The organism is Sphingomonas carotinifaciens, assembly GCF_009789535.1.
GTDB lineage: Bacteria > Pseudomonadota > Alphaproteobacteria > Sphingomonadales > Sphingomonadaceae > Sphingomonas > Sphingomonas carotinifaciens.
Genome location: NZ_WSUT01000005.1, coordinates 465,167 through 492,001, shown reverse-complemented (window position 1 = coordinate 492,001; position 26,835 = coordinate 465,167). Strand labels below are relative to the sequence as shown.

The window sequence follows — 26,835 nt, the reverse complement described above, 5'->3', positions numbered from 1 at the left end:
GCATCTATGTTGCAGCGCCGTGAAAACCCCGGCCAGCGACCCCGTGACCGCAACCGGCCCGGGGTCCGAAGTTTCCTTCGGCAGGCACAGCCGCCGGAGAAAAGGGGACGTTTCATGAAGGCCATTTCCATCAAGACCTGCCTGCTGGTGACCACGGTGTTCACTGGTGTCGCGATGATCGCACCGGCATCGGCGCAGACGACGACCGATACGCCGTCCACCCAGAACGAGGGCACGACGGCGCCGATCGCGCCCGCGACCTCCAATACGCCGGACGCCGATACCGGCGGCGACATCGTCGTGACGGGCTCGCGCATCGCATCGCCGAACCTGACCTCGGCCAGCCCGATCACCGTGGTGAACTCGCAGGAAATCCGCCTGCAGGGTGCGACCCGCGTCGAGGACGTGCTGAACAGCCTGCCGCAGACCTTCGCCTCGCAAAGCTCGTCGGTGTCGAACGGATCGAACGGCACCGCGACCGCCAACCTGCGCAACCTGGGCGATCAGCGCACGCTGGTGCTGGTCAACGGCCGCCGCCTGATGCCGGGCGATCCCAACTCGACCAGCTCGGCCGCCGACCTGAACGTCATCCCGTCGACCCTGATCAAGCGCGTCGACGTGCTGACCGGCGGTGCCTCGTCGGTCTACGGTTCGGACGCGGTCGGCGGCGTCGTCAACTTCGTGCTGGATACCGATTTCACCGGCGTCAGCGTCGATGCGAATTATGGTTTCTACAACCACAACAACAACAACCAGCGGTTGCAGAACCTGGTGCGCAGCTCCGGCTATGACGCGCCGAGCGGCTTCACCAACGACGGCAAGCAGTTCGACGTCAACCTGAAGATCGGTGGCGGCACCGAGGACGGGCGCGGCCATGTGGTCGGCTATCTCGGCTACCGCAAGATCGACGCGATCACGCAAGGCAGCCGCGACTATTCGTCGTGCGGGTTGAACGCAGGCGCGGCAGGCAGCAGCGAATATGTCTGCGGCGGTTCGGCCACGGCATTCCCGGCCAACTTCACGCTGGTCGATGCCGTATTCAACGGCACCGCGACGGGCCTGCCGCAGCAATATACGCTGAACGGCGCAGGTGGTTTGGTCGCGGGGCGTACGCTCTACAATGCGAACCCGCTGAACTATTACCAGCGTCCGGACACGCGCTACACCGCCGGCTTTTTCGCCCATTACGACGTGAGCGAAGGGTTCAAGCCCTATGCTGAGTTCATGTTCATGGACGATCGCTCGGTCGCGCAGATCGCGCCGTCGGGCAATTTCAGCAACACGCAGGTCCTGAACTGCAACAACCCGTACCTGTCGCCGCTGCAGCAGGCGACCTTCTGCCGTACGACCAATCTGGTGCGTGACGGGGCGGGCAATGCGGTGACGCTGACCAACCCGGACGGCTCGACCTACAACCAGGCCAAGGTGCTGATCGGCCGTCGTAACGTGGAAGGCGGCGGGCGTCAGAGCGACCAGACGCACACCTCGTACCGCTTCGTCGCGGGCGCGCGCGGCGATGTCGCGGCCGGCGTCAGCTACGACGTGTATGGCCAGTATGGCACGACCAAGTACAACCAGATCTATCGCAACGAATTCAGCGTTTCGCGCACGCAGCGCGCGCTGGATGCGATCACCGACACGCGCGCCGGCTCCGCAACGCTGGGCCAGATCGTCTGCCGCTCCGTCGTCGATGGCACCGATCCGAACTGCGTGCCGCTGAACATCTTCGGTTCCGCGGCGATCACGCCGGAAGCGCTGAACTATGTTCAGGTCGCGGGCTTCATGCAGGGCCAGACGAAGGAAAAGATCGTCAGCGGCTCGGTTACCTTCCGTGGGTCCGAATATGGCATCACCTCGCCCTGGGCGAGCGAGGGCATCGCGCTGAACATCGGCGGCGAATATCGCGAGGAGTCGCTGGAGCTGGAGGTCGACACGGCGTTCGCGACGGGCGATCTGGCGGGCCAGGGCGGCCCGACCCTGCCGGTAGCGGGTCAGTATAACGTCAAGGAAATCTTCGCCGAAATCCAGCTCCCGCTGGTCAGCGACCGCCCCTTCTTCCACGAACTGACGGTCAACGGCGGCTATCGCTATTCGGACTACAACACCTCGGGCGGCGTTCACTCGTACAAGGGTGAGATCACCTGGGCCCCGGTACGTGACCTGACGCTGCGTGGCGGCTACAACCGCGCGGTGCGTGCACCCAACGTGCAGGAACTGTTCCGTTCGCAGTCGGTGCAGATCGACGGTGCGACCGATCCGTGCGCGGGTGCCAACCCGACCGCGACGCAGGCACAGTGCGTCAACCTGGGCGTGCCGGCGAACCTGTACGGCCTGATCGCGAACAATCCGTCGGAGCAGTATAACGGCTTGGTCGGCGGCAATCCGAACCTGCGTCCGGAGACGGCAGACACGTTCACCGCGGGTATCATCCTGCAGCCGCGCTTCCTGCCCGGCTTCAATCTGACGGTCGATGCGTTCAGCATCAAGGTGAAGGACATCATCGGCGTCATCGGAGCCGATACCATCCTGAACCAGTGCGTGCAGACCGCCAATCCGCAGTTCTGCGACCTGATCAACCGCGATGCTGCCGGAACGCTGTGGCAGACGCCGCAGGGCTTCGTGGTCGACACGAACCTGAACGCAGGGTCGATCAAGACGCGCGGCATCGACGTGAATGCGGGCTACGTCGTCCGTACCGCCTCGGCGGGCAGCTTCGCGGCGAACTTCACCGGCACCTATGTCGACGAGTTCACCCGCGACAAGGCGGGTGCGCGCTTCGACTGCGCCGGCCTGTACGGCGCACAGTGCGGTTATCCGCAGTCCAAGTGGCGTCATCAGGTCCGCCTGACCTGGGACGGGCCGGACGGCATCGGCATTTCGGGCCGCTGGCGCTACCTGTCCGCGACGGAGTTCGAGCGGACGAGCAGCGACAGCGATCTGGCCGCCGGCTTCTTCCCGCTGGACGCGCGCGTTCCCTCGCAGAGCTATTTCGACCTGGCGCTGACCGCGCGGGTGCAGGATGGCTTCACCTTCCGCCTGGGCGCCAACAACCTTCTGGACCGCGAGCCCCCGGTGCTGAGCGCGACGGCTTCGCCGATCGGCTCGTTCGGCAACGGCAACACCTATCCGGGCATCTACGAGGCCAATGGCCGCTACATCTTCGTCGGCCTGACCGTCGATATGTAAGCTGCCCTGACGGGTATCTTGGCGGCGGGGCGAAAGCTCCGCCGCCGGTAAAGGGAGTGGTGTCGTCCGGACGCCGCTCCCTTTTGCTTTTCAGGGGCCTCACGCGCAGATCGGGCGGTTCGGCATCCTCGCAGTGCGAAAAGGGGTAAAGACGCCTGATGAGCCTTTTACGGGGCAATGACGCCGCACAGACTTTGTGGACGCGCCAAACATCGCCACGCGTCACACAGCGATCAGTCGCGACCTTGTCCAAATTGTCGATTGCTGCATGCGGCCATGACCAAGCATGACGCCAAGAGTTTGCCACCTGGATCATCCGATCCGCCGCAAACTGCATTTCCACCATGGGTGGAAAATGGTGCCCAGAAGAGGACTCGAACCTCCACGACCTTGCGATCGCCAGCACCTGAAGCTGGTGCGTCTACCAATTCCGCCATCTGGGCACGGGGTAGGGCCGCGCCTTTAGGGTGGGTTTGGATGCCTTGTCAACGGGGGAAGTGAACGGCAAAGGGGCGGCACGCACTTTTTTTCTCTTTCGCGGGTGAATGGCATGAAGAACAAGCTGGTGACGCTGATCGGCGGTGGAGGCTTTGTCGGCCGGTACGTCGCGCAGGCCCTGTTGAGGGCCGGGGCACGGGTACGGATCGCGCAGCGCGATCCACGCGGGGCCTTTTTCCTGAAGCCGCAGGGCGGGCTGGGGCAGACGCAGTTCATCGCCGCCGACGTTTCGCGACCCGAGACGATCGCGCGCGCGGTGGCGGGTGCGGATGCGGTGGTGAATCTGGTCGGCGTGCTGGCGGGCGATTTCCAGCGCTACCATATCGAGGGCGCGCGGATCGTGGCAGAGGCGGCGCGAAACGCGGGCGTCGAGGCGCTGGTGCAGGTGTCGGCGATCGGTGCGAACCCACAGGCCGAATCGGGCTATGCGCGCAGCAAGGGCGAGGGAGAGGCCGCGGTGCGGGCCGCCTTCCCCGGTGCGACGATCATGCGCCCCTCGATCGTGTTCGGGCGCGAGGACCAGTTCGTGAACCGGTTCGCCGGCATGGTCGCCAAGGCGCCGGTGGTGCCGGTACTGCGCGCGCCGACGCGGTTCCAGCCAGTATTCGTCGCGGACGTGGCCGAGGCGATCGTGGCCGCGGTCGCCGATCCCGGCACGCATGGCGGACATATCTATGAACTGGGCGGGCCCGACATCATCAGCATGGGTGCGCTGATCCGGTGGATCGCCGAGGCGCTGGGCCGCTCGCCATCGATCGTGGAACTGCCGGACAGCGTGGGCTCGATGCTCGCCAGCCTGCCCGGCAGCCCGATCACCCGCGACCAGTGGCGCATGCTGCAGACCGACAATGTGGTGAGCGATGGCGCCGAAGGCTTTGCCGCATTCGGCATCGCGCCCCGTCCGCTGGAAGCGGTCGCCCCCGAATGGCTGGTACGCTTCCGTCGTCAGGGCCGCTTCGGCCGGCGCCTGAAGACGATCGCCGCCTGATCCATATCCCCCCGGGAGACACGCTTTTGTCCGAAATCCTCATCGCCATCCTCCTCGGCATCGTCGAGGGGGTGACCGAATTCCTGCCCGTATCCTCAACCGGCCACCTCGTGCTGGCCACCGAACTGCTCGGCTATGATCCGCAGCGCTGGGCGGTGTTCAACATCGCGATTCAGCCGGGGGCGATCCTGGCGATCGTGGTGCTGTACTGGCGTACCTTCTGGGCGGTGTTGCAGGGGCTGATGCGCGGGTCGCGCGAGTCGATCGCCTTTGTGCGCAACCTGTTGATCGCCTTCGTGCCGGCGGTGGCGCTGGGACTGGCGTTCAACGACCAGATCGAGACGCTGCTGGAGAATGCCACGGTGGTCGCCTGGGCGCTGATCGTCGGCGGCATCGGCATCCTCGTCATCGAGCGGCTGGCGCGGCCCAAACAGTCCGGCGGGATCGCGGCGGTGTCGGTGGGCCAGTCGGCCAGCATCGGCCTTGTCCAGTGCATCGCGATGATCCCCGGCGTCAGCCGTTCGGGCGCGACGATCATGGGCGCTATGGCGCTGGGCATCGAGCGGCAGACGGCGGCCGAGTTCAGCTTCTTCCTGGCGCTGCCGACGCTGACCGGTGCCACCGTTCTGCAGATGGCCAAGCATCACGACGCGATCACCAGCGGCGACCTGCAACTGATCGCGGTCGGTTTCGTGGTGTCGTTCGTGGTGGCGCTGGCGGTGGTGAAGGCATTCCTGGCGGTGGTGACCAAGCACGGCTTTGCCCCCTTTGCCTGGTACCGAATCGCGGCGGGTGCGGTGGCCCTGATCGCCCTGTCGATGCGGTAAGGTTTAAACCGGACCTAATATAGGCGACTCAGTTGCGAGCGACCCGCAACTGAGTCGCCTATCGCATCTATTATAGACAGCAATGCTGTCTCAAATGCTGTTTTGCGAGTGACAAGGCAGCGTGTGCGCAATATCCGCGTCTTCGGAGGCGGGTATGGCGAACGAATCTATGTTGAAGTTCGTGGGACGCGAGCAGGCTTATCCAGCCAAGCGGGACGCGACCCATCGTGCGGAAGATTTTCAGGAGATCGCAGGGCGCTATGCCGTGGCGGCCGCCGAAGATCAGGCGGGGCGCTGTTCGCAGTGCGGCGTGCCCTATTGCTCGGTGCATTGTCCGCTGCACAATCACATTCCCGACTGGCTGCGCCTGACCGCCGAGGGGCGGCTGCGCGAAGCCTATGAGCTTTCCAACGCGACCTCGACCATGCCGGAAATCTGCGGGCGCATCTGTCCGCAGGACCGGCTGTGCGAGGGGAATTGCGTGATCGAATTCTCCGGTCACGGCGCGGTCACGATCGGGTCGGTCGAGAAGTTCATCACGGACACCGCCTGGGAAGAGGGCTGGGTCGAGCCGCTGGTGCCGGGGCCGGCACGCGGACTGTCCGTGGGCGTGATCGGCGCGGGGCCGGCCGGGTTGAGCGCGGCGGAATATCTGCGCGGATACGGCTATGACGTGCATGTGTACGACCGGCACGACCGGGCCGGCGGGCTGCTGACCTACGGCATTCCGGGGTTCAAGCTGGAGAAGCCCGTGGTGATGCGCCGCGTCGAGCGGCTGAAGGCGGGCGGCATCGTGTTTCACGAGGGCTTTTCGGTCGGCGAGGATGCCAGGCTGGACGAGCTTCGCCAGCGTCATGACGCGATCCTGATCGCGACGGGGGTATACAAGGCGCGCAACGTCGATGTGGACGGTGCCGCCGCCGAGGGCGTGATCGCGGCGCTGGATTACCTGACCGCATCGAACCGCAAGGGCTTTGGCGACACGGTCGAGGCGTTCGAGGACGGCCGGCTGGATGCGGCGGGCAAGAATGTGGTGGTGATCGGCGGCGGCGACACCGCGATGGACTGCGTGCGTACCGCCATCCGCCAGGGCGCCAAGAGCGTGAAGTGCCTGTACCGCCGCGACCGCGCGAACATGCCGGGCAGCCAGCGTGAAGTCGCCAATGCCGAGGAGGAAGGCGCCGAGTTCGTCTGGCTGTCCGCGCCGCTGGGCTTCGAGGGCGGCGAGGCGGTGCATGCCGTGCGCGCCAACCGGATGCGGCTGGGGGCGGCGGATGCCAGCGGCCGGCGCTCGCCCGAGGTCGATCCGGGCGGCGAGTTCGCGCTGGAGGCGGACATGGTCATCAAGGCGCTCGGCTTCGACGCCGAGGACCTGCCCGGCCTGTTCGGCGCGCCCGAACTGGGCGTCAGCCGCTGGGGCACCGTGCTGGTCGACAGCCGCACGCTGATGACCAGCCTGGACGGCGTGTTTGCCGCCGGCGACATCGTGCGCGGGGCCAGCCTGGTGGTGTGGGCGATCCGCGACGGCCGCGACGTGGCGAGCGCGATGCACAAGTGGCTGAAGAACAAGGCCAAGAACGAAAGGCAAGCGGCGTGAGGCGCATCGCATATGGCTCGGCGCTGACGCTGGCGCTGGCGATGCCAGCCGCGGCGCTCGCACAACAGGCGACCCCGCCCGCGACCGCCGCCGCGCCGATCGAACCCGCGCGACTGGCCGCGGCGCGGCAGGTGATCGACCTGATCATGCCCCCCGCCACGCGCGCCGCGATGATCCGGTCGCTGCTCGACCCGATGCTGACCAATATCCGTCAGGGCATGATGCAGGCGCCCGTCTTTGCGGACGCGATCGGTCGCGACCAGCGCGCCCGTGCCACGTTCGACACCTTCATGACGCGCCAGAACGAGAAGACGATGGCGATGTTGGAGGCGGACCTGCCCAGCATGGTGGAGGCGATGAGCCGCGCCTATGCCCGGCGCTTCACCGTCGCACAGCTCGGTGACCTTCGCACGTTCTTCGAAACGCCGACGGGGCAGGTCTATATGCGCGAAGCGTCCACCCTGATGAGCGATCCGGACGTGGCGGCATGGCAGCGGCAGATGATGGCCCGGTCGATGGAACGGGTTCAGCAGGACGTGGCAGCGTTCGCCAAGGACATGGCGAAGATCCAGCAGGACAAGAAGTGATGACCGACCAGCGCACCTATCTTGCCGAACATGGCATGTACCGGCCCGAGTTCGAAGGCGATGCCTGCGGCGTCGGCCTGGTCGCGGCGACCGACGGGCGCGCGTCGCGCCGCGTGGTGCAGTCGGCGGTCGATGCGCTGAAGGCGGTGTGGCACCGCGGCGCGGTGGATGCGGACGGCAAGACCGGCGACGGCGCCGGCATCCATCTGGACCTGCCGATCCGCTTCTTCGACGACGCGGTGGCGGCATCGGGGCACAAGGTGCGGCCGAACCGGCTGGCGGTGGGCATGATCTTCCTGCCGCGCACCGATCTGGGCGCGCAGGAGACGTGCCGGACGATCGTCGAATCGGCGATCATCGAGGCGGGCTACACCATCTATGGCTGGCGCCAGGTGCCGGTCGACGTGTCCGTCATCGGCATGAAGGCGCAGGCGACGCGCCCCGAGATCGAGCAGATCATGATCGCCGGGCCGATGCCCGACGAGGTGGACGCCGCCGAGTTCGAGAAGAACCTGTATCTCGTCCGCCGGCGCATCGAGAAGCGGGTGATCGCCGCGCAGATCAGCGGCTTCTACATCTGTTCGCTGTCGTGCCGGTCGATCATCTACAAGGGCCTGTTCCTGGCGGAAAGCCTGTCGGTCTTCTATCCCGACCTGACCGACCAGCGGTTCGAAAGCCGCGTCGCGATCTTCCACCAGCGTTATTCCACCAACACCTTTCCGCAATGGTGGCTGGCGCAGCCGTTCCGCTGCCTCGCGCACAACGGCGAGGTGAACACGATCCGCGGCAACAAGAACTGGATGCTCAGCCACGAAATCCGGATGGCCTCGATCGCGTTCGGCGACAATTCGGAGGACATCAAGCCGGTGATTCCGGCGGGTGCGTCCGACACCGCCGCGCTGGACGCGGTGTTCGAGACGATCTGCCGGTCGGGGCGTGACGCGCCCACCGCCAAGCTGATGCTGGTGCCGGAAGCGTGGCAGGCGGATGCCGACGTGCCCGGCGATCATGCCGCGATGTACCAGTATCTGGCGAGCGTGATGGAGCCGTGGGACGGCCCGGCGGCGCTCGCCATGACCGACGGCCGCTGGGCGGTGGCCGGCATGGACCGCAACGCGCTGCGCCCGCTGCGCTATACGCAGACCGCCGACGGGCTGCTGATCGTCGGATCGGAAAGCGGCATGGTCGTGGTGCCGGAGGCGACGGTTGTTGCCAAGGGGCGGCTGGGGCCGGGGCAGATGATCGCGGTCGACCTGGCCGAGGGCAAGCTGTTCCACGACCGCGCGATCAAGGACCGGATCGCGGGCGAGCAGGATTATGCCGCGATGATCGGCGAGTTCCTGACGGTGGACGACCTGCCGGCGGCCGGGGAGGATGCGCTGATGCGCTACGGCCGGGCCGATCTGGCGCGCCGCCAGGTGGCGGCCGGCCAGACGCTGGAGGATATGGAGCTGATCCTGTCGCCCATGGTCGAGGGCGGCAAGGAAGCCATCGGATCGATGGGCGACGACACGCCGCTGGCGGTCATTTCCGACAAGCCGCGCCTGATCAGCCAGTTCTTCCGGCAGAATTTCAGCCAGGTGACGAACCCGCCGATCGACCCGCTTCGCGAACGTTACGTCATGTCGCTGAAGACGCGGTTCGGGAACCTTGCCAACATCCTGGACGTGCGCGACCAGCGCGAGCGCGTGCTGGTGCTGGACAGCCCGGTGCTGACCGGTGCCGACTGGCAGCGGCTGCGCGCGCATTTCGGACGCTCGGCCGCCGAGATCGACTGCACGTTCGAGGCCGATGGCGGCCCCGAAAAACTGCGTGCCGCGATCCAGCGCATCCGCAACCAGGCCGAGCAGGCGGTGCGCGAGGGCCGGTCCGAACTGTTCCTGACCGACGAGCATGTGTCGGAGGACCGTGTCGCGATCGCGGGTGTGCTGGCGGCGGCGGCGGTGCACACGCATCTCGTTCGCCGGGGCCTGCGCTCCTATGCATCGATCAACGTGCGTTCGGCCGAATGCCTGGACACGCATTATTATGCGGTGCTGATCGGGGTCGGCGCGACGACGGTGAACGCCTATCTGGCCGAGGCCGCGATCGTCGATCGCCATGGCCGCGGGCTGTTCGGCGACCTGTCGATCGAGGACTGCCTGACGCGGCATCGCACCGCGATCGAGGAAGGCCTGCTCAAGATCATGTCGAAGATGGGGATCGCGGTGATCTCCAGCTATCGCGGCGGCTACAATTTCGAGGCGGTGGGGCTGTCCCGCGCGCTGGTCAACGACCTGTTCCCCGGCATGCCCGCCAAGATCTCGGGCGAGGGCTATGCGTCGCTGCATTACAGCGCGCTGGTGCGGCACGAGGCGGCGTGGGATGCCGCGGTGGCGACGCTGCCGATCGGCGGCTTCTATCGCCAGCGTCATTCGGGCGAGACGCACGCCTATTCCGCGCAGCTGATGCACCTGCTCCAGACCGCGGTCAGCACCGACAGCTATTCGACCTATCTGCAATTTTCGCGCGGGGTGGCGGATCTGCCGCCCGTCTACCTGCGCGATCTGTTGCAGTTCAACTTCCCCGGTGAAGGGGTGCCGGTCGATCAGGTCGAGGCGATCACCGAGATCCGCAAGCGCTTCGTGACGCCGGGCATGTCGCTGGGCGCGCTGAGCCCGGAGGCGCACGAGACGCTGGCGATCGCGATGAACCGCATTGGCGCCAAGGCGGTGTCGGGCGAGGGCGGCGAGGACAAGAGCCGCTACACGCCCTACGACAATGGCGACAACGCCAATTCGACGATCAAGCAGATCGCGTCCGGGCGGTTCGGCGTCACCGCCGAATATCTGAACGCGTGCGAGGAGATCGAGATCAAGGTCGCGCAGGGTGCCAAGCCCGGCGAGGGCGGGCAGCTGCCCGGCTTCAAGGTGACCGAGTTCATCGCCAAGTTGCGCCATGCGACGCCGGGCGTGACGCTGATCTCGCCGCCGCCGCATCACGACATCTATTCGATCGAGGATCTCGCGCAGCTCATCTACGACTGCAAGCAGATCAACCCGCGGGCGCGGGTCTGCGTGAAGCTGGTCTCGTCGGCCGGTATCGGCACGGTGGCGGCGGGCGTGGCGAAGGCGCATGCCGACGTTATCCTGGTATCCGGCCATGTCGGGGGCACGGGTGCGAGCCCACAGACCAGCATCAAGTACGCCGGCACGCCGTGGGAAATGGGCCTGTCGGAGGTCAACCAGACGCTGACGCTGAACGGGCTGCGCGGGCGCATCCGCTTGCGGGCCGATGGCGGCCTGAAGACCGGGCGCGACATCGTGATCGCGGCGATCCTGGGTGCCGAGGAGTTCGGCATCGGCACGCTGAGCCTCGTGGCGATGGGATGCATCATGGTGCGCCAGTGCCATTCGAACACCTGCCCGGTGGGCGTGTGTGTGCAGGACGAGCGGCTGCGCGCCAAGTTCACCGGCACGCCGGAAAAGGTCATCAACCTGATGACCTTCATCGCCGAGGAGGTGCGCGATATCCTGGCAAGGCTGGGCTGCAGGAGCCTGGACGAGGTGATCGGGCGCACCGAGTTCCTGCGGCAGGTGAGCCGCGGCGCGGAACATCTGGACGACCTGGACCTGAACCCGATCCTCGCCAAGGTCGATGCGACCGATGCGGAACGGCGCTTCTCGCTCAACACCTTCCGCAACGACGTGCCGGACAGCCTGGACGCGCAGATCATCAAGGATGCGTCCGCGGTGTTCAGCCGTGGCGAGAAGATGCAGCTGACCTATTCGGTGCGCAACACGCACCGGGCGGTGGGCACGCGCCTGTCGAGCGAGATCACCCGCACCTTCGGCATGAGCAAGCTGGCGGACGGGCACGTCACGATCCGGCTGCGCGGAAGCGCGGGCCAGTCGCTGGGCGCGTTCCTGTGCAAGGGCATCACGCTGGAGGTATTCGGCGACGCCAACGACTATGTCGGCAAGGGCCTGTCCGGGGGCACGATCATCGTGCGGCCGGCGGTATCGTCGCCGCTCGCCAGCCAGGACAACACGATCATCGGCAACACCGTGCTGTACGGCGCGACCTCCGGCCGGCTGTTCGCCGCCGGGCAGGCGGGCGAGCGCTTTGCGGTGCGCAATTCCGGCGCGACCGTGGTGGTCGAGGGCTGCGGCGCGAATGGCTGCGAATACATGACCAACGGCATCGCGGTGGTGCTGGGCGCGGTCGGCGCGAACTTCGGTGCGGGCATGACCGGCGGCATGGCGTTCATCTACGACGCCGAGGACCGCTTTGCAGCGCGGGCCAATCCGGAGAATATCGTGTGGCAGCGCCTGGCATCCGAACACTGGGAGGGCGTGCTGCGCGATCTGGTCGAACAGCATGCCAAGGCGACCGACAGCCGCTGGTCCAAGGGGCTGCTGGATGACTGGGACCGGGTCGCGGGCAAGTTCTGGCAGGTGGTGCCCAAGGAGATGCTGACCCGGCTGGCCCATCCGCTCGACGACAGCGTGGCACTGGAAGCCGCGGAATAGGCTTGGCGAGGGCTGCCACTGGCGCTTAGGTGAGGGCCATGTGGCAGCTCTTTCAATTTCCCCTGTGTCCCTTCTCGCGCAAGGTGCGCCTCCTGCTGGGCGAGAAGGGCGTGGGATACGAGCTGGTGCGCGAATCGCCCTGGCTGCGGCGGGATGAATTCCTGGACATGAACCCTGCCGGCCAGACGCCGGTGATGGTCGACAACCAGCGCGGCATGCTGCTGATCGATTCGATGGCGATCTGCGAGTATTTCGAGGAAACCGTCGAAAAGGCCGCGATGATCAACGGCACCGCGGTGAACCGCGCCGAGATCCGCCGGCTGGTGACGTGGTTCGACACGCATTTCTACCGCGACGTGACCGGGCCGCTGCTGCACGAGCGGATGGTGAAGCGCGTCGCCAAGGTGGGCAGCCCCGATGGCCGGGCGCTGCGCGAGGCGATGAAGGCCGCGGTCGGGCATCTCGATTATACCGACTATCTGCTCGACCATCGCAACTGGCTGGGGGGCGCGACGCTGAGCCTGGCCGATCTGGCGGCGGCGGCGCAGATTTCGGTGGCGGACTATCTGGGCGGGATCGACTGGAAGGGGCATGAGCAGACCGCGCGCTGGTATCGCGGGCTGAAGAGCCGGCCCTCCTTCCGTCCGCTGCTGTCCGAGCGGATGGAGTTGATCGGGCCGCCGGCCCATTATGACAATGTGGACTTCTGATGCACGTATCGCATGATCCGGCGGCGGCAGCCGCGGAGACCATCGGGTTCGACGCTTTCCTGAAGGTCGATATCCGGGTGGGGACGGTCGTCGCCGCGGAGCCGTTTCCCGAAGCGCGCAAGCCGGCGATCAAGCTGACCATCGACTTCGGCCCCGCCATCGGGATCAAGCGGTCGTCCGCGCAGATCACCGAGCATCATCCGGTGGATAGCCTGGTCGGTACCCAGGTGGCGGCGGTGGTGAACTTCCCGCCGCGGCAGATCGGGCCGATGATGTCCGAGGTGTTGACGCTGGGCTTTCCGGACGCGGACGGCAAGGTGGTGCTGGCGCGCCCGAGCGAGCCGGTGCCCGATGGCGGACGGTTGTTCTGAGCGAGGGAAGCCGACGGCGTTGTGCTTGCCCTTCGCCTTCGCTCAGGGCGAACGAAGGTTTTTAGCTTACTCCAATGACTTGCTGGCCTGCTCGTAGAGATCGCGGGACAGGCCGGGGACCGCGACGATGCGTTGCAGCTCGGCGCGCATGAGGTCGGCGCGGGCGGCGTCGAAGCGGCGCCAGCGGCCGAGCGGGGGGAGCAGCTTGGCGGCGGTCTGCGGGTTGAGGCGGTCGAGCGCGATCAGCTGGTCGGCGAGGAAGCGATAGCCCGAGCCGTCGGCGGCGTTGAAGGCACGCTGGTTGACGCCGAACGCGCCGATCAGCGCGCGGGCGCGGTTGGGATTGGCGAGGGTGAAGTCCGGATGGCGGGCAAGCGCCGCGACCACCGCACCGGTATCGTCGCGTGAGGACAGCGCCTGCGTCTGGAACCATTTGTCGAGCACGAGCGCGTTGCCGGCATAGCGCGTGTAGAAGCGGTCGAGGGCCGCCTGGCACGCCGGGCCACCAAGATTGACCAGCGTGCTGAGCGCGCTTTGCCGGTCGGTCATGTTGTCGGCCGCCTCGAACTGGCGGAAGGCGAGGTCGGCGGCGTCGGGGGCGCCGCTGGCGGCGATATAGCCGAGCGCGACGCCGCGCAGCCGGCGCTTGCCCTTGGCCTCCGGCGAATAGGTGTAGGCGCCCTGTCCGGTCTGGTCGTAGAGCGCACGCCAGCGATCGGCGAGCGCGGTGCCGAGGGCCTGGCGAAGCGCCTCGCGCGCGGTATGAATTCCTTGCGGATCGACCACCGCCAACTGGTCGCCGACAAAGTTTTCGGAGGGGATCAGCACCGCCTCCGCCAGGAACGCCCAGTCAAGATCGGGGCCGTCGAGGGTGCGCGCGACCGCATCGACCACGCCCTGATGATCGGCCGCATCGCCGAGCGCGCCGGCGACGAGGGTGTCGAGCATCAGTTGCTGCATCGCCTCGTACCGGGCGAAGGGGTCGTCGTCATGCGCGGACAGGAAGGCGAGGTCGGCGGGCGAGCGGTCGCTTTCCACCACCACCGGGGCGGAGAAGCCGCGATTGATCGACAGCACCGGCCGCTCGGCCACGGTTTCGAAGACGATGGTCTTGCTGGGCTGGTCGAGCAGGACGAGCTGTTCGTCGGTCAGCGGCTGGCCGGTTTGCGCGCCGAACAGGCGCAGGCGCAGCGGCAGCACCATGGATTGCTTGACCGGCTGGCCGGGGGTGGGGGGCACATGCTGGGCGAGGCGCAGCGTGGCGCGGCCGCCGCCGGCCTGATGCTCAAGGCTGGCGGAGACGCGCGGGGTGCCGGCTTGGCTGTACCACAGGCGGAATTGCGACAGGTCGATGCCGCCCGCTTCCTCCATGCAGGCCACGAAATCCTCGCAGGTGGCGGCCGTCCCGTCGAAGCGGTCGAAATACAGGTCGGTGGCGGCGCGGAAGGACTGGGGCCCCAGGATGGTCGCCATCATCCGGATCAGCTCGGCGCCCTTGTTGTAGATGGTGGCGGTGTAGAAGTTCGAGATTTCCAGATAGGCCTCGGGGCGGACCGGATGGGCGAGAGGGCCCGAATCCTCGGGAAACTGGCTGGCGCGAAGCCCGCGCACATCCTCGATCCGCTTGACCGCGGGCGAGCCCTGATCGGCGGAGAAGCCCTGGTCGCGATAGACGGTGAAACCTTCCTTCAGCGACAATTGGAACCAGTCGCGGCAGGTGATGCGGTTGCCCGACCAGTTGTGGAAATATTCGTGCGCGACGACGGCGGCGATCGCGTCATAGTCGTAATCGGTCGCGGTATCGGGATCGGCGAGGATGTAGCGGCTGTTGAAGATGTTCAGCCCCTTGTTCTCCATCGCGCCGAAGTTGAAATCGTCGACCGCGACGATGTTGAACACGTCGAGATCATATTCGCGGCCATAGACGCGCTCGTCCCACGCCATCGACAGTTTGAGCGCGTGGAGCGCATGATCGGTCTTGGGCAGGTCGGCGGCGCGAACCCAGATGCCGAGTTGCACCACGCGCCCCGAACGGGTGGTGAAGGTGCCGCGATTGACCGCCAGATCGCCCGCGACCAGCGCGAACAGATAGGACGGCTTGGGAAAGGGATCGTGCCATTCGGCCCAGTGGCGGCCGTCCGGCAGCTCGCCTTGGCCAACGGGATCGCCGTTCGACAGCAGGACGGGAAAGCGCCGGGCGTCCGCGGTCATCCGCACCCGGTAGACGGTGAGGACGTCGGGGCGATCGGGAAAGAAGGTGATGCGGCGAAACCCCTCCGCCTCGCACTGGGTGCACAGATTGCCGCCGGACGCGTAGAGGCCCATCAACTGGGTGTTGCGATCGGGCGCGATCTCCACCTCCGTCTCGACGCGGTGCGCGTCGCCGGCAAGCGGCACGACGAGCCGCTCGCCCTCCATCCACCAGTCGTTGACCGCGACGCCGTCGACACGGACCGCCAGCGGGGTCAGCCCCTCGCCATCCAGACGCAGCGGTTCGCCGTGCGCGCCGCCGCGTTCCACCGACAGCGTGGCGCGGACGCGTGTGGCGGCCGGGTCGAGATCGAAATCCAGCGCCAGTTCGGGCACGCGCCAGGCGGGCGGGCGGTAATCCGCGCGGTGGATGACCGACGGGGTGGCGGCGCTGTGCTGCATGTCCATGGGCCGCAATATAGGGGCAAGCGGCGGCGGCGTCAGTGGGGTGATTCGGGGCATTTTCGGCGACATGGCCGGGCGGGGCGGCTGGAAGTGGACACTACACCCCCCTCCTGTGTCCACTTACCGTTTTTGCAATCGGGCGCTGGGGGGAAAGGCCGGGTCTGGGGCCGGGTGCGCATGGCGTGGATGGTAGCGGATTCGGGGTTTGTAGGACAGCGGCGTGTGTTCCCTCGCCCCTTCGGGGAGCATCAGGTGAACAGCGCCCCGCGCTGTTCAGCCCATGCCGGGGGCATGGGCGACCTGATGCTGGAAGGGGCCCGCTGCCGTCAGGCAGTGGGAAGGGTGAGGGGTTGACCAGCAGTGCTGCGCTGCTTGGCGACCCCTCACCCTCCCACCGCTTTGCGGCGGGCCCCTCCCTCTCCCTGGAGGGGAGAGGGTAAGGTTATGAAAATCATCATGATTCAGGTTGGTGTCGAGTGGTTTTGCCGGACCCTCCCCGGGCGCTGCACGTTGGCGGGCGGAAGGAGTAGCGGATGCGGATCCATCATCTGAACTGCGGCACCGATTGCCCGGTGGGCGGCGCGTTGTTCGACGGGTGCAGCCACGGCGTGCTCGGGCATCTGGTTTGCCATTGTCTGTTGATCGAGACGGATGCGCATGGGCTGGTGCTGGTCGATACCGGCTATGGTTTGCGCGACGTGGCGCGGCCGCATGCCTCGCCCTCGCCGCGGATCACGCGGACGTGGCGGGCGATGCTGAACATCCGGCTGCGCGAGCGGGAAACGGCGATCCGGCAGGTCGAGGCGCTGGGATACCGGGCGCAGGATGTGCGGCACATCGTGGTGACGCACCTGGATTTCGACCATGCCGGCGGGCTGGAGGATTTTCCGAATGCCGCGGTGCATGTGATGGCGCGCGAATATAGCGACGCGACGGGCCCGCGTGCGGGCGTGGTGGCGCAGGCGCGGTGGCGGCCGAGCCAGATCGACGGCGTGCGCGACTGGCAGCTATACGGTCCGCAGGGAGACGGCTGGTTCGGCTTCGAGGCGGTGCGCGACCTGAAGGGCCTGCCGCCCGAGATACTGATGGTGCCGCTGCCCGGACATACCTGGGGACATGCCGGGGTGGCGGTGGCGCAGCCGGGTGGCCGCTGGCTGCTGCACGCAGGGGATGCCTATTTCTATCGCGGGGAGATGCGGAGCGCGCGGCGGCGGTGCACGCCGGGTCTGCGCGCCTATCAGCGGCTGATGGAGGTGGATGCGCGCAGCCGGATGGACAATCAGGCGCGGCTGCGCGCGTTGTCGATCGAGCAGGCGGACGTGGTGACGGTGACGTGCACGCATGATCCGGTGGAACTGGCCCGCGCGCAGGCGGGAAAGCCGCTTTGAGTGCTGTTTCGATCGGGTGCGATGTGCTTTAGGTGCGTGCAACAGTCTGTTCCGAAGGACCCTGCATGTTCCGTCGTGTCGCGCTCGTTTCGCTGCTTGCCCTGTCCGCCGCCGTGTCCGCCCAAACCACGCCCGCCATCCCCGAACTGCCGGCCGACCAGGCGGCCATGCGCGCGCATGTCATGTTCCTGGCCTCCGACGCGATGAAGGGGCGCGAGGCGGGAAGCCCCGAATATGACATCGCGGCGCAATATGTCGCATCGCAATTCTATGCGGCCGGGCTGAAGCCGGCGGGCGATGCCGGCGGCTATCTGCAAAAGGTGCCGCTGGTCAGCTACAAGGCGGCCGATCAGGGAAGCTTCGTCTGGACGGCGCGCGGGGGGCAGCCGGTGACGCTGACCTTCGGCGAGGATTATGCGCCGTCGCCGGTGCCGGGGCAGGCGGAGACCAGCCTGTCGGCGCCGGTCGTCTTCGTCGGCTATGGCATCGATGCGCCGCAATATGGCCAGAACGACTTCAAGGGCGTCGACGTGCGCGGCAAGATCGTGGCGTTCGTCCCCGGCACGCCCGCAGGGCTGGGCGGCGAGGAGCGCGCCTTCTTCGGCAGCGCGGCGAACAAGGCCGCACTGGCCGCCGCGCGCGGTGCGGTGGGTGCGATCCAGCTCGACATGCCGGGTGGCGGCGGGCGGCAGCGGCCGTTCAACCTGCTGGCAGGCAGCTATGATCGGCCGCGCGTGGGCTGGGCCAATGCCGACGGCACCGTCCATAATCCGACGCCGGGCACGCCGATCCTGGGAACGCTGAGCGCGGCGGGCGCGGCCAGGCTGTTCGGCAAGGACTGGGATGCGGTGGTGAAGGCCGCGGCGGCAGAAACCCCGCGCTACCGGCCGGTGGCGGCCAGGGGCACGCTGACCGTCGCGCTGAAGACCAGCGCGACGCCGATGCCGAGCAGCAACGTCATCGGCATGATTCCGGGCAGCGATCCCAAGCTGAAGGACCAGGTGGTCGTGCTGTCCGCGCATCTGGACCATATCGGCGTCAACGAGGGCGGCGACGGCGACCGGATCAACAATGGCGCGCTGGACAATGCGATCGGCATCGCCAGCCTGATCGAGGAAGCCAAGCGCTTCAAGGAAAGCGGCAAGCCGCCGCGGCGCAGCGTAATGTTCCTGGCGGTGACCGCAGAGGAGAAGGGGCTGGTCGGGTCCGACTATTTCGCGAACAACCCGACCGTGCCCCTGGCGTCGATCGTGGCGGACGTGAACCTGGACATGCCGATCCTGACCTACACGTTCGAGGACATGATCGTGTTCGGCGCCGAGCGCTCGACGCTGGGGCCGATCGTGCGCAAGGCGGTGGGGGCGCTCGGCCTGCCGCTGTCGCCCGATCCGATGCCGGAAGAGGGCATCTTCGTGCGCTCCGACCATTTCCGCTTCGTCCAGAAGGGCATCCCTTCGGTCTTCCTGTGGCCGGGCCAGAAGGGGCCGGGCGCCGCGGCGGTGAAAACGTTCATGTCGACCAACTATCACCGGCCGTCCGATGATCTGAGCCTGCCGATCGACTGGAGCCAGGGGCCGCGCTTCGTGGGCGTGAACTATGCCATCGCGCGCGAGATCGCGGATGGCGATGCGCGGCCGGTGTGGAACAAGGGCGACTATTTCGGCACGCTCTACAAGGGGCCGATGGCGGCCAAGTAAGGCGCATCGGGTGAGCCGGCTTCTGGTCTTCGGCATGGGCTATGTCGCGTCGGCACTGGCGGCGCGGCTGACCCGTGCCGGCTGGCAGGTGACGGGCACGACGCGCGACGGGCGGGACGGCACGATCCGCTTCGACGACGACGCGGCGGTGGTCGCGGCGCTGGCGTCGGCGACGCATGTGCTGTCCTCGGTGCCGCCGGCGGACGAACGCGATCCGGTGCTGGACCGGTACGGTGCGTGGCTGGGGCGCGGCTGGCTGGGCTATCTGTCCTCCACCGGCGTCTACGGCGATGCCGGGGGCGCGTGGGTTGATGAGAGCGCACCGACCGGCGGCGGGCGGCGGGTGGCGCGCGCGCAGGCGGATGCGGCGTGGCTGGCGCGGGGCGCGCGGGTGTTCCGCCTGCCCGGCATCTATGGGCCGGGCCGCTCGCCGATCGACCGGGTGCGTTCGGGGCGGGCGCACCGCATCGGGCTGGCCACCCAGGTGTTCAGCCGGGTGCATGCCGACGACATCGTGGCGGGCGTGATCGCTGGGTTCGATGCGCCGGCCGGGGCGTACAACCTGGCCGACGATGTCCCATGCCCGCAGGACGATGTGGTGGCGTTCGCCGCGTCGCTGATTGGCCTGCCGCCGCCGCCGGTCGTATCCCTGGACAGCCTGTCGCCGATGGCGCGTGGTTTTTATGCGGAGAACCGGCGGGTGGCGAACGGCAAGGCGAAGCGGGTGCTGGGCTGGACCTTGCGCTTTCCCGATTACCGGTTGGGCCTGCGCGCGCTGAGCGCGATGACCAGCCCCAGCCCGGTGACGGCGGCCCCGGCGGCGGCGAGCGGCGACCAGCGATAGCCCTCGAACAGCGTCGACAGCAGCATCGCGATGACGGGGACGATGACGCTGGAATAGGCCGCCTTGGCCGGGCCGATGACGCGCAGCACGCGGTAATAGAGCGGAAAGGCGAGCGCGGAAGCGGCGAGGCCGAGATAGACGATGCCGGCGACATAGCCGGCGCGCCACTCGAAACTGGGTGGTCCGGCCAGCGCATAGGCGAGCAGGGCATCCATGCCGGCGCCCGAGAGCATCGCCACGGCAAGGACGCTGTGCATCGGATAGCGTTTCGCGGTGCGGGTCGCCTGCATGACGTTGGCGGTGGAGGCGGCGAGGATGGCGAGGGCGGTGAAGCCGATGCCGGCAAGGGCGTTGGCGGGGCCGGCGGGATCGACGCGCGCCTCGTGCACGAAGAGGAGGGCGGCGCCGGCCATGGCGACGGCGGAGCCGGCGATGAGCTGTCCGCCGAGGCGCTGTCCGAGGAAGACGCGCGCGAACAGGGCGTTGGGGACGAGCAGCATCGCGAAGACGACGGCGACGAGGCCGGAGGTGATGAACTGTTCGGCGCGGTAGACGAAGTTGAAGTTCATCACGAACTGGAACACGCCGATGGCGAGCGCGAACAGCAGCCCGCCGGCGCCCAGCCGGAAGCTTTCGCCGCGAAACTTCGCATAGGCGGCCATGGCGAGCCCGGCGACGAGGAAGCGGTAGCTGACCGACCAGGAGGGCGGCACCACGCCCAGTTGATCGCGGATGACCAGCCAGGTCGATCCCCAGATCAGCGTGACGATCGCAAAGGGGACGAGGATCGCTGCCTTGGTCGATTGCGGGCGGTGGTCGAATTCGCTCACAGGAGGGCAATCGCGTCGGCGAGGCGGGCGACGGCGTCCTCGTCGCTGTCCCAGGCGGTGACGAGGCGAATCTCGCCCGCCGCCCAGTCGTAGAAGTCGAAGCCTTGCGCCCGGAGCGCCGCGGCCTCGTCCGGGGTCATGCGCAGGAAGACCTCGTTGGCCTCGACCGGATGGACCAGCCGGTCGCCGGCGGCGGCGGCGAGGCGCGCGGCATGCGCGTTGGCGGCAGCGCCGTTGGCGATCCACAGATCGTCCTCGACCATCGCCAGGATCTGCGCGGCGAGATAGCGGCCCTTGGAAAAGAGCAGCCCGGCCCGCTTGCGGCGGCGGCGCGCGGCATCGGCATGGCCGGGGGTGAAGAAGACCAGGGCCTCCGCACTCATCCCGCCATTCTTGACGAAGCCGAAGGACAGCGCATCGACACCCGCGCGCCAGGTCAGGTCGGCAGGGTGCGCGCCGGTGCCGGCGACCGCATTGGCGAAACGGGCACCGTCCATGTGGAGCGCGAGGTTGCGGCTCCGGGCAAGTTCGCCGATCGCGGCGACCTCGTCCGGCGTGTAGACGCGACCATATTCGGTGGCGTTGGTAATCGATACGGCGTGCGGCTGGACGCTGTGAACATGCGCCGGGATCGCATCCAGCAGATGGGCGATGGTGGCCGGCGTCAGCTTGGCACCCTCGCCATCGGCCAGCATCAGCTTGGCGCCATGGGTGTAGAATTCGGGGGCGCCGCCCTCGTCATTCTGGATATGCGCGTCGCGGTGGCAGACGACGCCGCCATAAGGCGGGCAGAGGCTGGCCAGCGCGAGGCAGTTGGCGGCGGTGCCGGTGGGCACCCACAACACCTCCACCGTGGTATCGAACAGCGCGGAAAGCCGTGCGTCCAAGCCTTGCGACCAGCGATCGCCGTCATAGGCGGTGTCCAGCGTGTCGGCGGCGACGATCGCGTCGAGAACCTTGGGATGGATGCGGGCGGCGTTGTCGGAAAAGAAGCGCATGCGCAGCGCCTTGGGCGCGAGGCGCGGGGGCGTCAACGGCTGTCCGCGATGCGTCAGGGTGCGACCACGATCAACCGTTTCAGCGCCGGCCGCATCCTTGAGGCTCGACCGCGAGAATATGCCCCGGCACAGCCGGCTGCCTAGATCGGTGTGCAGCCACAGCGCCACGCCGGTATAGAGAAGCGGGTGGAGCAGCGCGATCATCGGCTTGGTCGGTATCACCGGTCGAGATCGACCGCCGCGGCGTGAACCTTGTAGATGCTGCAGATGGCTACTGCATGCGCCCGGGCGACGGTGGCGACATCGTCGCTCGACAGCGCGGTTCCCCTCTCTCCGGAAGGGAAAGGGCTTCAGCCGACCTCTAGAAATCCTCGTCCGGTTCTTCCGGCCCGTCGCGGGGGCGGCGGTCTTCGGGGGGTGGGCCGCGTTCCTCGTCGCGGCGGCCGCGGGTGGGGCCGACGATCAGCGAGCCGTCCTCGCCCAGCCGCATGTCGACGCCCATGCCCTGGATCAGGTCACCGACCGGGTCACCGCTTTCCATCACGTTGGCGTCGATGACGTTTTCGTCGACCGCCTCTTCCACGACCGGGGCGGGAACGGGGGCGATGTCGAGCGCGGATTGCATGAAGTCGCGCCAGATCCGCGCCGGCACGCCGCCGCCGGACAGGCCGGGATTGGGGGTGTTGTCGTCGTTGCCGACCCAGACGCCGACCACCAGATCGCGCGCGAAGCCAACGAACAGCGCGTCGCGCGCATCCTGCGTCGTGCCGGTCTTGCCATATGCGTCGACGGTCAGCAGCGCCTCGCGCCCCGTGCCGCTGCGGATCGAGGAGCCGAGCAGGTCGAGCATCCCGTCATGCACGCTGGCGGAGAAACCCTGGGGACGATCGGTCAGCGACTGGTACCAGCTCTTGTCGCGGACATCGGCGAGGCCGCGGGGTTGGACCGGATAGCTTTCGTTGGCGATCGCGGCATAGGCGGCGGTGAGTTCGAGGAGCGAGACGGTGGAGGTGCCGAGGCCGATCGTCGCCTCGTTGGCGATCGGGGTGGAGATGCCGAGATCGCGGGCCGCCTTGATGACCGCGCGGACGCCGACCTGTTGCGTCAGGCGTGCCGCCGCGACGTTGGACGACCGCGCGAACGCCTGACGCAGCGTGATGTCGCCGAGATAGCGGCCGTCGCTGTTGCGCGGCTTCCACCCGGCGATGTCGACGGGGCGATCCTCGACGGTCGAATCCGGGGTCAGGCCGGAGCGGAGCGCGGCGAGATAGACGAACAGCTTGAAGGCGGAGCCCGGCTGGCGGCGCGCCTGGGTGGCGCGGTTGAACGGGCTCTTGGCGTAATCCTTGCCGCCGACCATCGCGACGACGCGGCCATCGGGGCGCATCGCGACCAGCGCGACCTGCGCCTGACGCAGTCCGGCGCGGCGCACGGTGCGCTCGGCCAGGCGCTGGAGGCGGCGGTCGAGCGTGGTCCTGACGGTCGCCTCGGTCTTGATCTCGCCGGCCTGATCGCGCGCCTCGGGCAGCACCCAGTCGGCGAAATAGGTGCCGCTGGGCAGGGTTTCGGGGCGCTGCGCCAGCACGCGTTGCGGGCGGACGGCATCGGCCTCCGCCTTGGTGAGGAAGCCGGCATCCTCCATCGCGGCGACGACCACCGCCTGCCGCTTGCGCGCGCCGGCAAGGTTGCTGGTGGGGGCGAGGCGCGAGGGCGCCTTGACCAGCCCGGCGAGCATCGCGGCCTGACCGATGTTGAGCGTCTTTGGCGTGCGGCCGAAATAATGCTTCGCCGCCGCGTCGATGCCGTAGACGTTATCGCCGAAATAGACGTTGGACAGATAGCGCGACAGGATCTCGTCCTTGGTCAGCCACGCCTCCAGCCAGAAGGCGATCATCGCCTCGCGGATCTTGCGCCCGGCGGTGCGGTCGGAATCGAGGAAGGCGTTCTTGGCGAGCTGCTGCGTGATCGTGCTGCCGCCCTCGCGCACGCCGCCCGAGCCGAGATTGTGGACCAGCGCGCGCAGGATGCCGCGCGGGTCTATGCCCCAGTGCGAATAGAAACGCCGGTCCTCGATCGCCATGAACGCCTCGCGCACATGCGGGGGCAGGGTGGCGGCATCGACGGGCTTGCCGATGATCGCGCCGCGCCGGGCGATCGGCTGGCCGTCATCGTCGGTCAGCGTGATCGAGGGCGGGGTGGGCGGTTGCAGCGAGCGCGAAAGGGGCGCGGTGACCGCCAGCCAGATGATCGCGACGACGAGCAGGACGATGCCGGCGCCGAGCCCGCGCACCAGCCACTTGCCCCAAGCGGGGCGGCGGCGACGCGCGGGCTCGTCCACCGGGCCGAAGGACCAGCGTTCGTCATTCTCGTCATAATAGGGGCTGGCGTCGCCGATCGGTTCGAACGGGCGATCGGGTGGCGGACGCTCGCCCCGGAAAGGATCGTTGGGATTGAAGGGATCGGGGCGCATGACTTGGGGTTCCGGCGGTCGGCCACTCGCGTGTATTACCTTGGCAACGCACCGCTGGCAAGCTCATGCGCCTTTTACGCCGCGGGGGCGGCCTCGGGCAAGACGTCCTGCGTGGGCGCGTCCGCCAGCAGGCCGGCACGCTTGGCGACCAGCGTCGGGACCAGCGCCTGCCCCGCGACGTTGATCGCGGTGCGGCCCATGTCGAGGATCGGGTCGATGGCGAGCAGGAGGCCGGCTCCCTCCAGCGGCAGGCCAAGGGTGGAGAGCGTCAGCGTCAGCATCACCACCGCGCCGGTCAGCCCCGCGGTCGCGGCCGAGCCGAGCACGGAAACCGCGACGATCAGCAGGTAATCGGTCGCATGGAGGGCAAGGCCGTAATATTGCGCGACGAACAGCGCGGAGATCGCCGGGTAGATCGCGGCGCATCCGTCCATCTTGGTGGTCGCGGCAAAGGGCACGGCAAAGGCCGAATAGGCGCGGGGCACGCCGAGGCGGCGTTCGACGGCATCCTCGGTGACGGGAAGGGTGGCGATCGAGGAGCGCGAGACGAAGCCGAGCTGGATGGCGGGCCAGGCGGCGGCGAAGAAGCGGCGGGGGGAGAGGCCGTTGGCGAGGAGGAGGAGGGGGTAGACGACGAAGAGGACGAGGGCGAGGCCGAGATAGACGGCAAACGCGAAGCTGCCCAGCGCCGACAGCGATTGCCAGCCATAGCGGACGATGGCGTTGCCGAGCAGCGCGCCCGAGCCGATCGGGGTGAGGCGGATCACCCAGGTGAGGATGCGGCGGAAGATGGCCAGCGCGGAGGCGTTGAACGACAGAAAGGCGTTGCCCGCCTCGCCCACCCGCACCGCGGCGACGCCGATGGCGACGGCCATGACGATGATCTGGAGGATGTTGAAGGACAGGGCGGTCGCGAAACCGCCGGTGTCGGGCACCTTGGTGGCGGCGGACAGACCCAGAATATTGGCGGGAATCAGGCCGCGCAGGAAATCGAGCCAGGAGCCCGCGGTGTCGGGGCGGGTGGCGGTCGCGGGGGCGACGCCGGCGTGGAGGCCGGGTTCGAGGATGGTGCCGAGGGCAAGGCCGATGGTGACCGCGATCAGCGCGGTGATGGCGAACCAGATAAAGGTGGAGGCGACGAGCCGCGCGGCATTGTTGAGATTGCGCAGCGCCGCGATCGACGCGACGATCGCGGTAAAGACCAGCGGCACGACCAGCACCTTGAGCAGCTGGACGAAGCTTTCCCCGACGATGCGAAGCGCCTCGGCCAGGCCGGTGAGGTTCGACTGGCGCGCGAGAAGGCCGAGCATCAGGCCGGCGGCCATGCCGACGAACACCTGTGCCCCGAAGGAGAAGCGGATCTTCATCGCGGCAATGTAGTGCATGGCGACAGCCGCGACAGCCAAGATTTGCGTGAGGCGGCTAAAGCGCGGGACGGGCACCGATGCGCTCGGCCAAGGCGATCGTCGCCAGCATGGCGAGCGACAGCATGGCGATGGCGATGCCGAGCCCCGGCCAGCCCCAGAGCCCGACGACCAGGCCGCCGAGCGGCGGGCCGATGAGCGCGCCGCCCGCGCCGAACTGGGTCAGCAGGCCGTTGGCGGTGGCGATGCGCGGATCGTCGGCCGCGGCGGCGCGCGCCAGGATCGGCAGGCGCGCGAAGACGAGCGGGGAGACGAGGCCGCTGGCGCCCACCACCGCCACCGCGACGAGCGCCGCCATGCCCCAGCCGCCGATATCGACGAAGACCAGCGGCGCGAGCAGCGCGGTGACGGCAAGTGCGGGCGCGACGATGCGCATCATCGCGCCGGACCTGAGCGCACCGCGCCGCATCAGCGCCATCGCGATCGCCGATCCGGGAAGCGCCGCAAGCGAGGCAAAGGCGGCAACGAGCCCGGCGGTGGCGAGCGAGGCACCGCGCATCTCGGTCAGGAAGGTGGGCAGCAACATGGTCAGCGCGCACAGGAACAGCGTGTAGAGGCCGAAGCCGAAGGTGGCGATCCACGCCGCCGGCGCCGGCAATGCGAGCCCGCGGGACGCGGCGGTGCCGAGCGGCAGGCGCAGCGCCGGTATGACCGCCAGCGCCAGCAGCGCCGCCCAGAGCAGGAGCAGGCCGGTGGCGTCCAGCACTTGCGTCCCCATGCCCGTCACCGCGCCGCCGATGGCGACGCCGACGGGCACGAAGCTGCTCCACAGGGCCAGCGCGCGGGGGCGGTCGCGGTCGCTTGCGATGGCGGCGATCGCGGTGGGCGCGGCGATGACGACGAGAAGATAGCCGATCCCCTCCACCCCGCGTGCCACGAACAGCGGGGCGGGGGTGGTCGCCAGCGCCTCGACCAGGCTGCATCCCGCCAGCGTGGCGAGCCCGGTGACCAGCGCGCGGCGATAGCCGATGCGGCCGAGCGCCAGCCCCGCGACAAAGCCGAGCAGGCCGCCGCCGACCTCCAGCAGCGAGATCAACAGCCCGGTGGCGGGCAGCGACAGCGCAAAGCGGGCGCGCAGGACGGGCGCGATGGTGGAGAATTTGGCGAGCTGCGCGGCGGCCAGGACGCCGAGCAGCCAGAGCGCGATGATGGCGGGCCAGCGGCGATGCATGCGCCGCCGCCTAGCGGCCGGGCGGCGCGATCGCAAATGCAGGCGCCGTTTCGGCGGCGGCGCGTGCCCGATGAAGGCGGACG

At 68.1% G+C, this 26,835-nt stretch carries 17 protein-coding genes and 1 tRNA gene; 11 read left to right on the top strand and 7 right to left on the bottom strand.

Annotation, left to right across the window (positions count from 1 at the left end):
- The first annotated feature begins 114 nt into the window (after window positions 1-114).
- Window positions 115-3,186 (top strand): TonB-dependent receptor domain-containing protein, encoded by a 3,072-nt coding sequence (locus GQR91_RS04215; RefSeq protein WP_149681283.1) that lies wholly within the window; start codon window positions 115-117, stop codon window positions 3,184-3,186.
- Window positions 3,187-3,542: 356 nt separating this feature from the next.
- On the opposite strand, the gene GQR91_RS04210 is transcribed toward GQR91_RS04215, so the two are convergent.
- Window positions 3,543-3,629: transfer RNA gene (locus GQR91_RS04210), tRNA-Leu, on the bottom strand.
- A gap of 107 nt (window positions 3,630-3,736) precedes the next feature.
- Between GQR91_RS04210 and GQR91_RS04205 the strand changes: the two genes are divergently transcribed.
- From GQR91_RS04205 to GQR91_RS04175, 7 genes are all read left to right on the top strand, one after another.
- On the top strand, window positions 3,737-4,672 hold the full coding sequence (locus GQR91_RS04205; RefSeq protein WP_149681282.1) for a complex I NDUFA9 subunit family protein: 936 nt from the start codon (window positions 3,737-3,739) through the stop codon (window positions 4,670-4,672).
- A 26-nt stretch (window positions 4,673-4,698) separates the two neighbouring features.
- Window positions 4,699-5,499, top strand: coding sequence for an undecaprenyl-diphosphate phosphatase (locus tag GQR91_RS04200; protein WP_174236583.1), 801 nt, complete (start codon window positions 4,699-4,701; stop codon window positions 5,497-5,499).
- Window positions 5,500-5,653: 154 nt separating this feature from the next.
- Window positions 5,654-7,096, top strand: a complete 1,443-nt coding sequence (locus tag GQR91_RS04195; protein WP_149681280.1) for an NAD(P)-dependent oxidoreductase — start codon at window positions 5,654-5,656, stop codon at window positions 7,094-7,096.
- Window positions 7,093-7,683 (top strand): DUF2059 domain-containing protein, encoded by a 591-nt coding sequence (locus GQR91_RS19880; protein ID WP_149681279.1) that lies wholly within the window; start codon window positions 7,093-7,095, stop codon window positions 7,681-7,683. The genes GQR91_RS04195 and GQR91_RS19880 overlap by 4 nt, the downstream gene beginning before the upstream one ends.
- On the top strand, window positions 7,683-12,194 hold the full coding sequence (gltB, locus tag GQR91_RS04185) for a glutamate synthase large subunit (protein ID WP_149681278.1): 4,512 nt from the start codon (window positions 7,683-7,685) through the stop codon (window positions 12,192-12,194). The genes GQR91_RS19880 and gltB overlap by 1 nt, the downstream gene beginning before the upstream one ends.
- Before the next feature lie 38 nt (window positions 12,195-12,232).
- The gene (locus tag GQR91_RS04180; RefSeq protein WP_112381614.1) at window positions 12,233-12,904 is read left to right on the top strand and encodes a glutathione S-transferase family protein; all 672 of its coding nucleotides are present in this window, start codon (window positions 12,233-12,235) and stop codon (window positions 12,902-12,904) included.
- Window positions 12,904-13,275, top strand: a complete 372-nt coding sequence (locus GQR91_RS04175) for a tRNA-binding protein (protein ID WP_149681277.1) — start codon at window positions 12,904-12,906, stop codon at window positions 13,273-13,275. Before GQR91_RS04180 ends, GQR91_RS04175 begins: the two co-directional genes overlap by 1 nt.
- Before the next feature lie 66 nt (window positions 13,276-13,341).
- Here the strand turns inward: GQR91_RS04175 and pepN are convergent, their stop codons facing one another.
- The gene (gene pepN / locus GQR91_RS04170; RefSeq protein WP_149681276.1) at window positions 13,342-15,933 is read right to left on the bottom strand and encodes an aminopeptidase N; all 2,592 of its coding nucleotides are present in this window, start codon (window positions 15,931-15,933) and stop codon (window positions 13,342-13,344) included.
- Between the two features lie 530 nt (window positions 15,934-16,463).
- Here pepN and GQR91_RS04165 point away from each other — a divergent pair.
- From GQR91_RS04165 to GQR91_RS04155, 3 genes are all read left to right on the top strand, one after another.
- Window positions 16,464-17,318, top strand: coding sequence for an MBL fold metallo-hydrolase (locus GQR91_RS04165; RefSeq protein ID WP_149681275.1), 855 nt, complete (start codon window positions 16,464-16,466; stop codon window positions 17,316-17,318).
- A 65-nt stretch (window positions 17,319-17,383) separates the two neighbouring features.
- Window positions 17,384-19,015: a M28 family peptidase gene (locus GQR91_RS04160; protein ID WP_149681274.1), complete on the top strand. Its 1,632-nt coding sequence runs from the start codon at window positions 17,384-17,386 to the stop codon at window positions 19,013-19,015.
- A 34-nt stretch (window positions 19,016-19,049) separates the two neighbouring features.
- Complete coding sequence (locus tag GQR91_RS04155; RefSeq protein ID WP_149681490.1) at window positions 19,050-19,859, top strand: Rossmann-fold NAD(P)-binding domain-containing protein; 810 nt, start codon at window positions 19,050-19,052, stop codon at window positions 19,857-19,859.
- On the opposite strand, the gene GQR91_RS04150 is transcribed toward GQR91_RS04155, so the two are convergent.
- The 5 genes from GQR91_RS04150 to GQR91_RS04130 form a co-directional block, all read right to left on the bottom strand.
- Complete coding sequence (locus GQR91_RS04150) at window positions 19,769-20,689, bottom strand: DMT family transporter (RefSeq protein WP_112381609.1); 921 nt, start codon at window positions 20,687-20,689, stop codon at window positions 19,769-19,771. The genes GQR91_RS04155 and GQR91_RS04150 overlap by 91 nt on opposite strands.
- Window positions 20,686-21,687, bottom strand: a complete 1,002-nt coding sequence (locus GQR91_RS04145) for a threonine aldolase family protein (protein WP_149681489.1) — start codon at window positions 21,685-21,687, stop codon at window positions 20,686-20,688. The genes GQR91_RS04150 and GQR91_RS04145 overlap by 4 nt, the downstream gene beginning before the upstream one ends.
- Window positions 21,688-22,048: 361 nt before the next feature.
- Window positions 22,049-24,157, bottom strand: a complete 2,109-nt coding sequence (locus GQR91_RS04140; protein ID WP_149681273.1) for a transglycosylase domain-containing protein — start codon at window positions 24,155-24,157, stop codon at window positions 22,049-22,051.
- Between the two features lie 74 nt (window positions 24,158-24,231).
- Window positions 24,232-25,542 (bottom strand): dicarboxylate/amino acid:cation symporter, encoded by a 1,311-nt coding sequence (locus tag GQR91_RS04135; RefSeq protein WP_375781594.1) that lies wholly within the window; start codon window positions 25,540-25,542, stop codon window positions 24,232-24,234.
- A 37-nt stretch (window positions 25,543-25,579) separates the two neighbouring features.
- On the bottom strand, window positions 25,580-26,752 hold the full coding sequence (locus GQR91_RS04130; protein WP_149681272.1) for an MFS transporter: 1,173 nt from the start codon (window positions 26,750-26,752) through the stop codon (window positions 25,580-25,582).
- Between the last annotated feature and the right edge of the window lie 83 nt (window positions 26,753-26,835).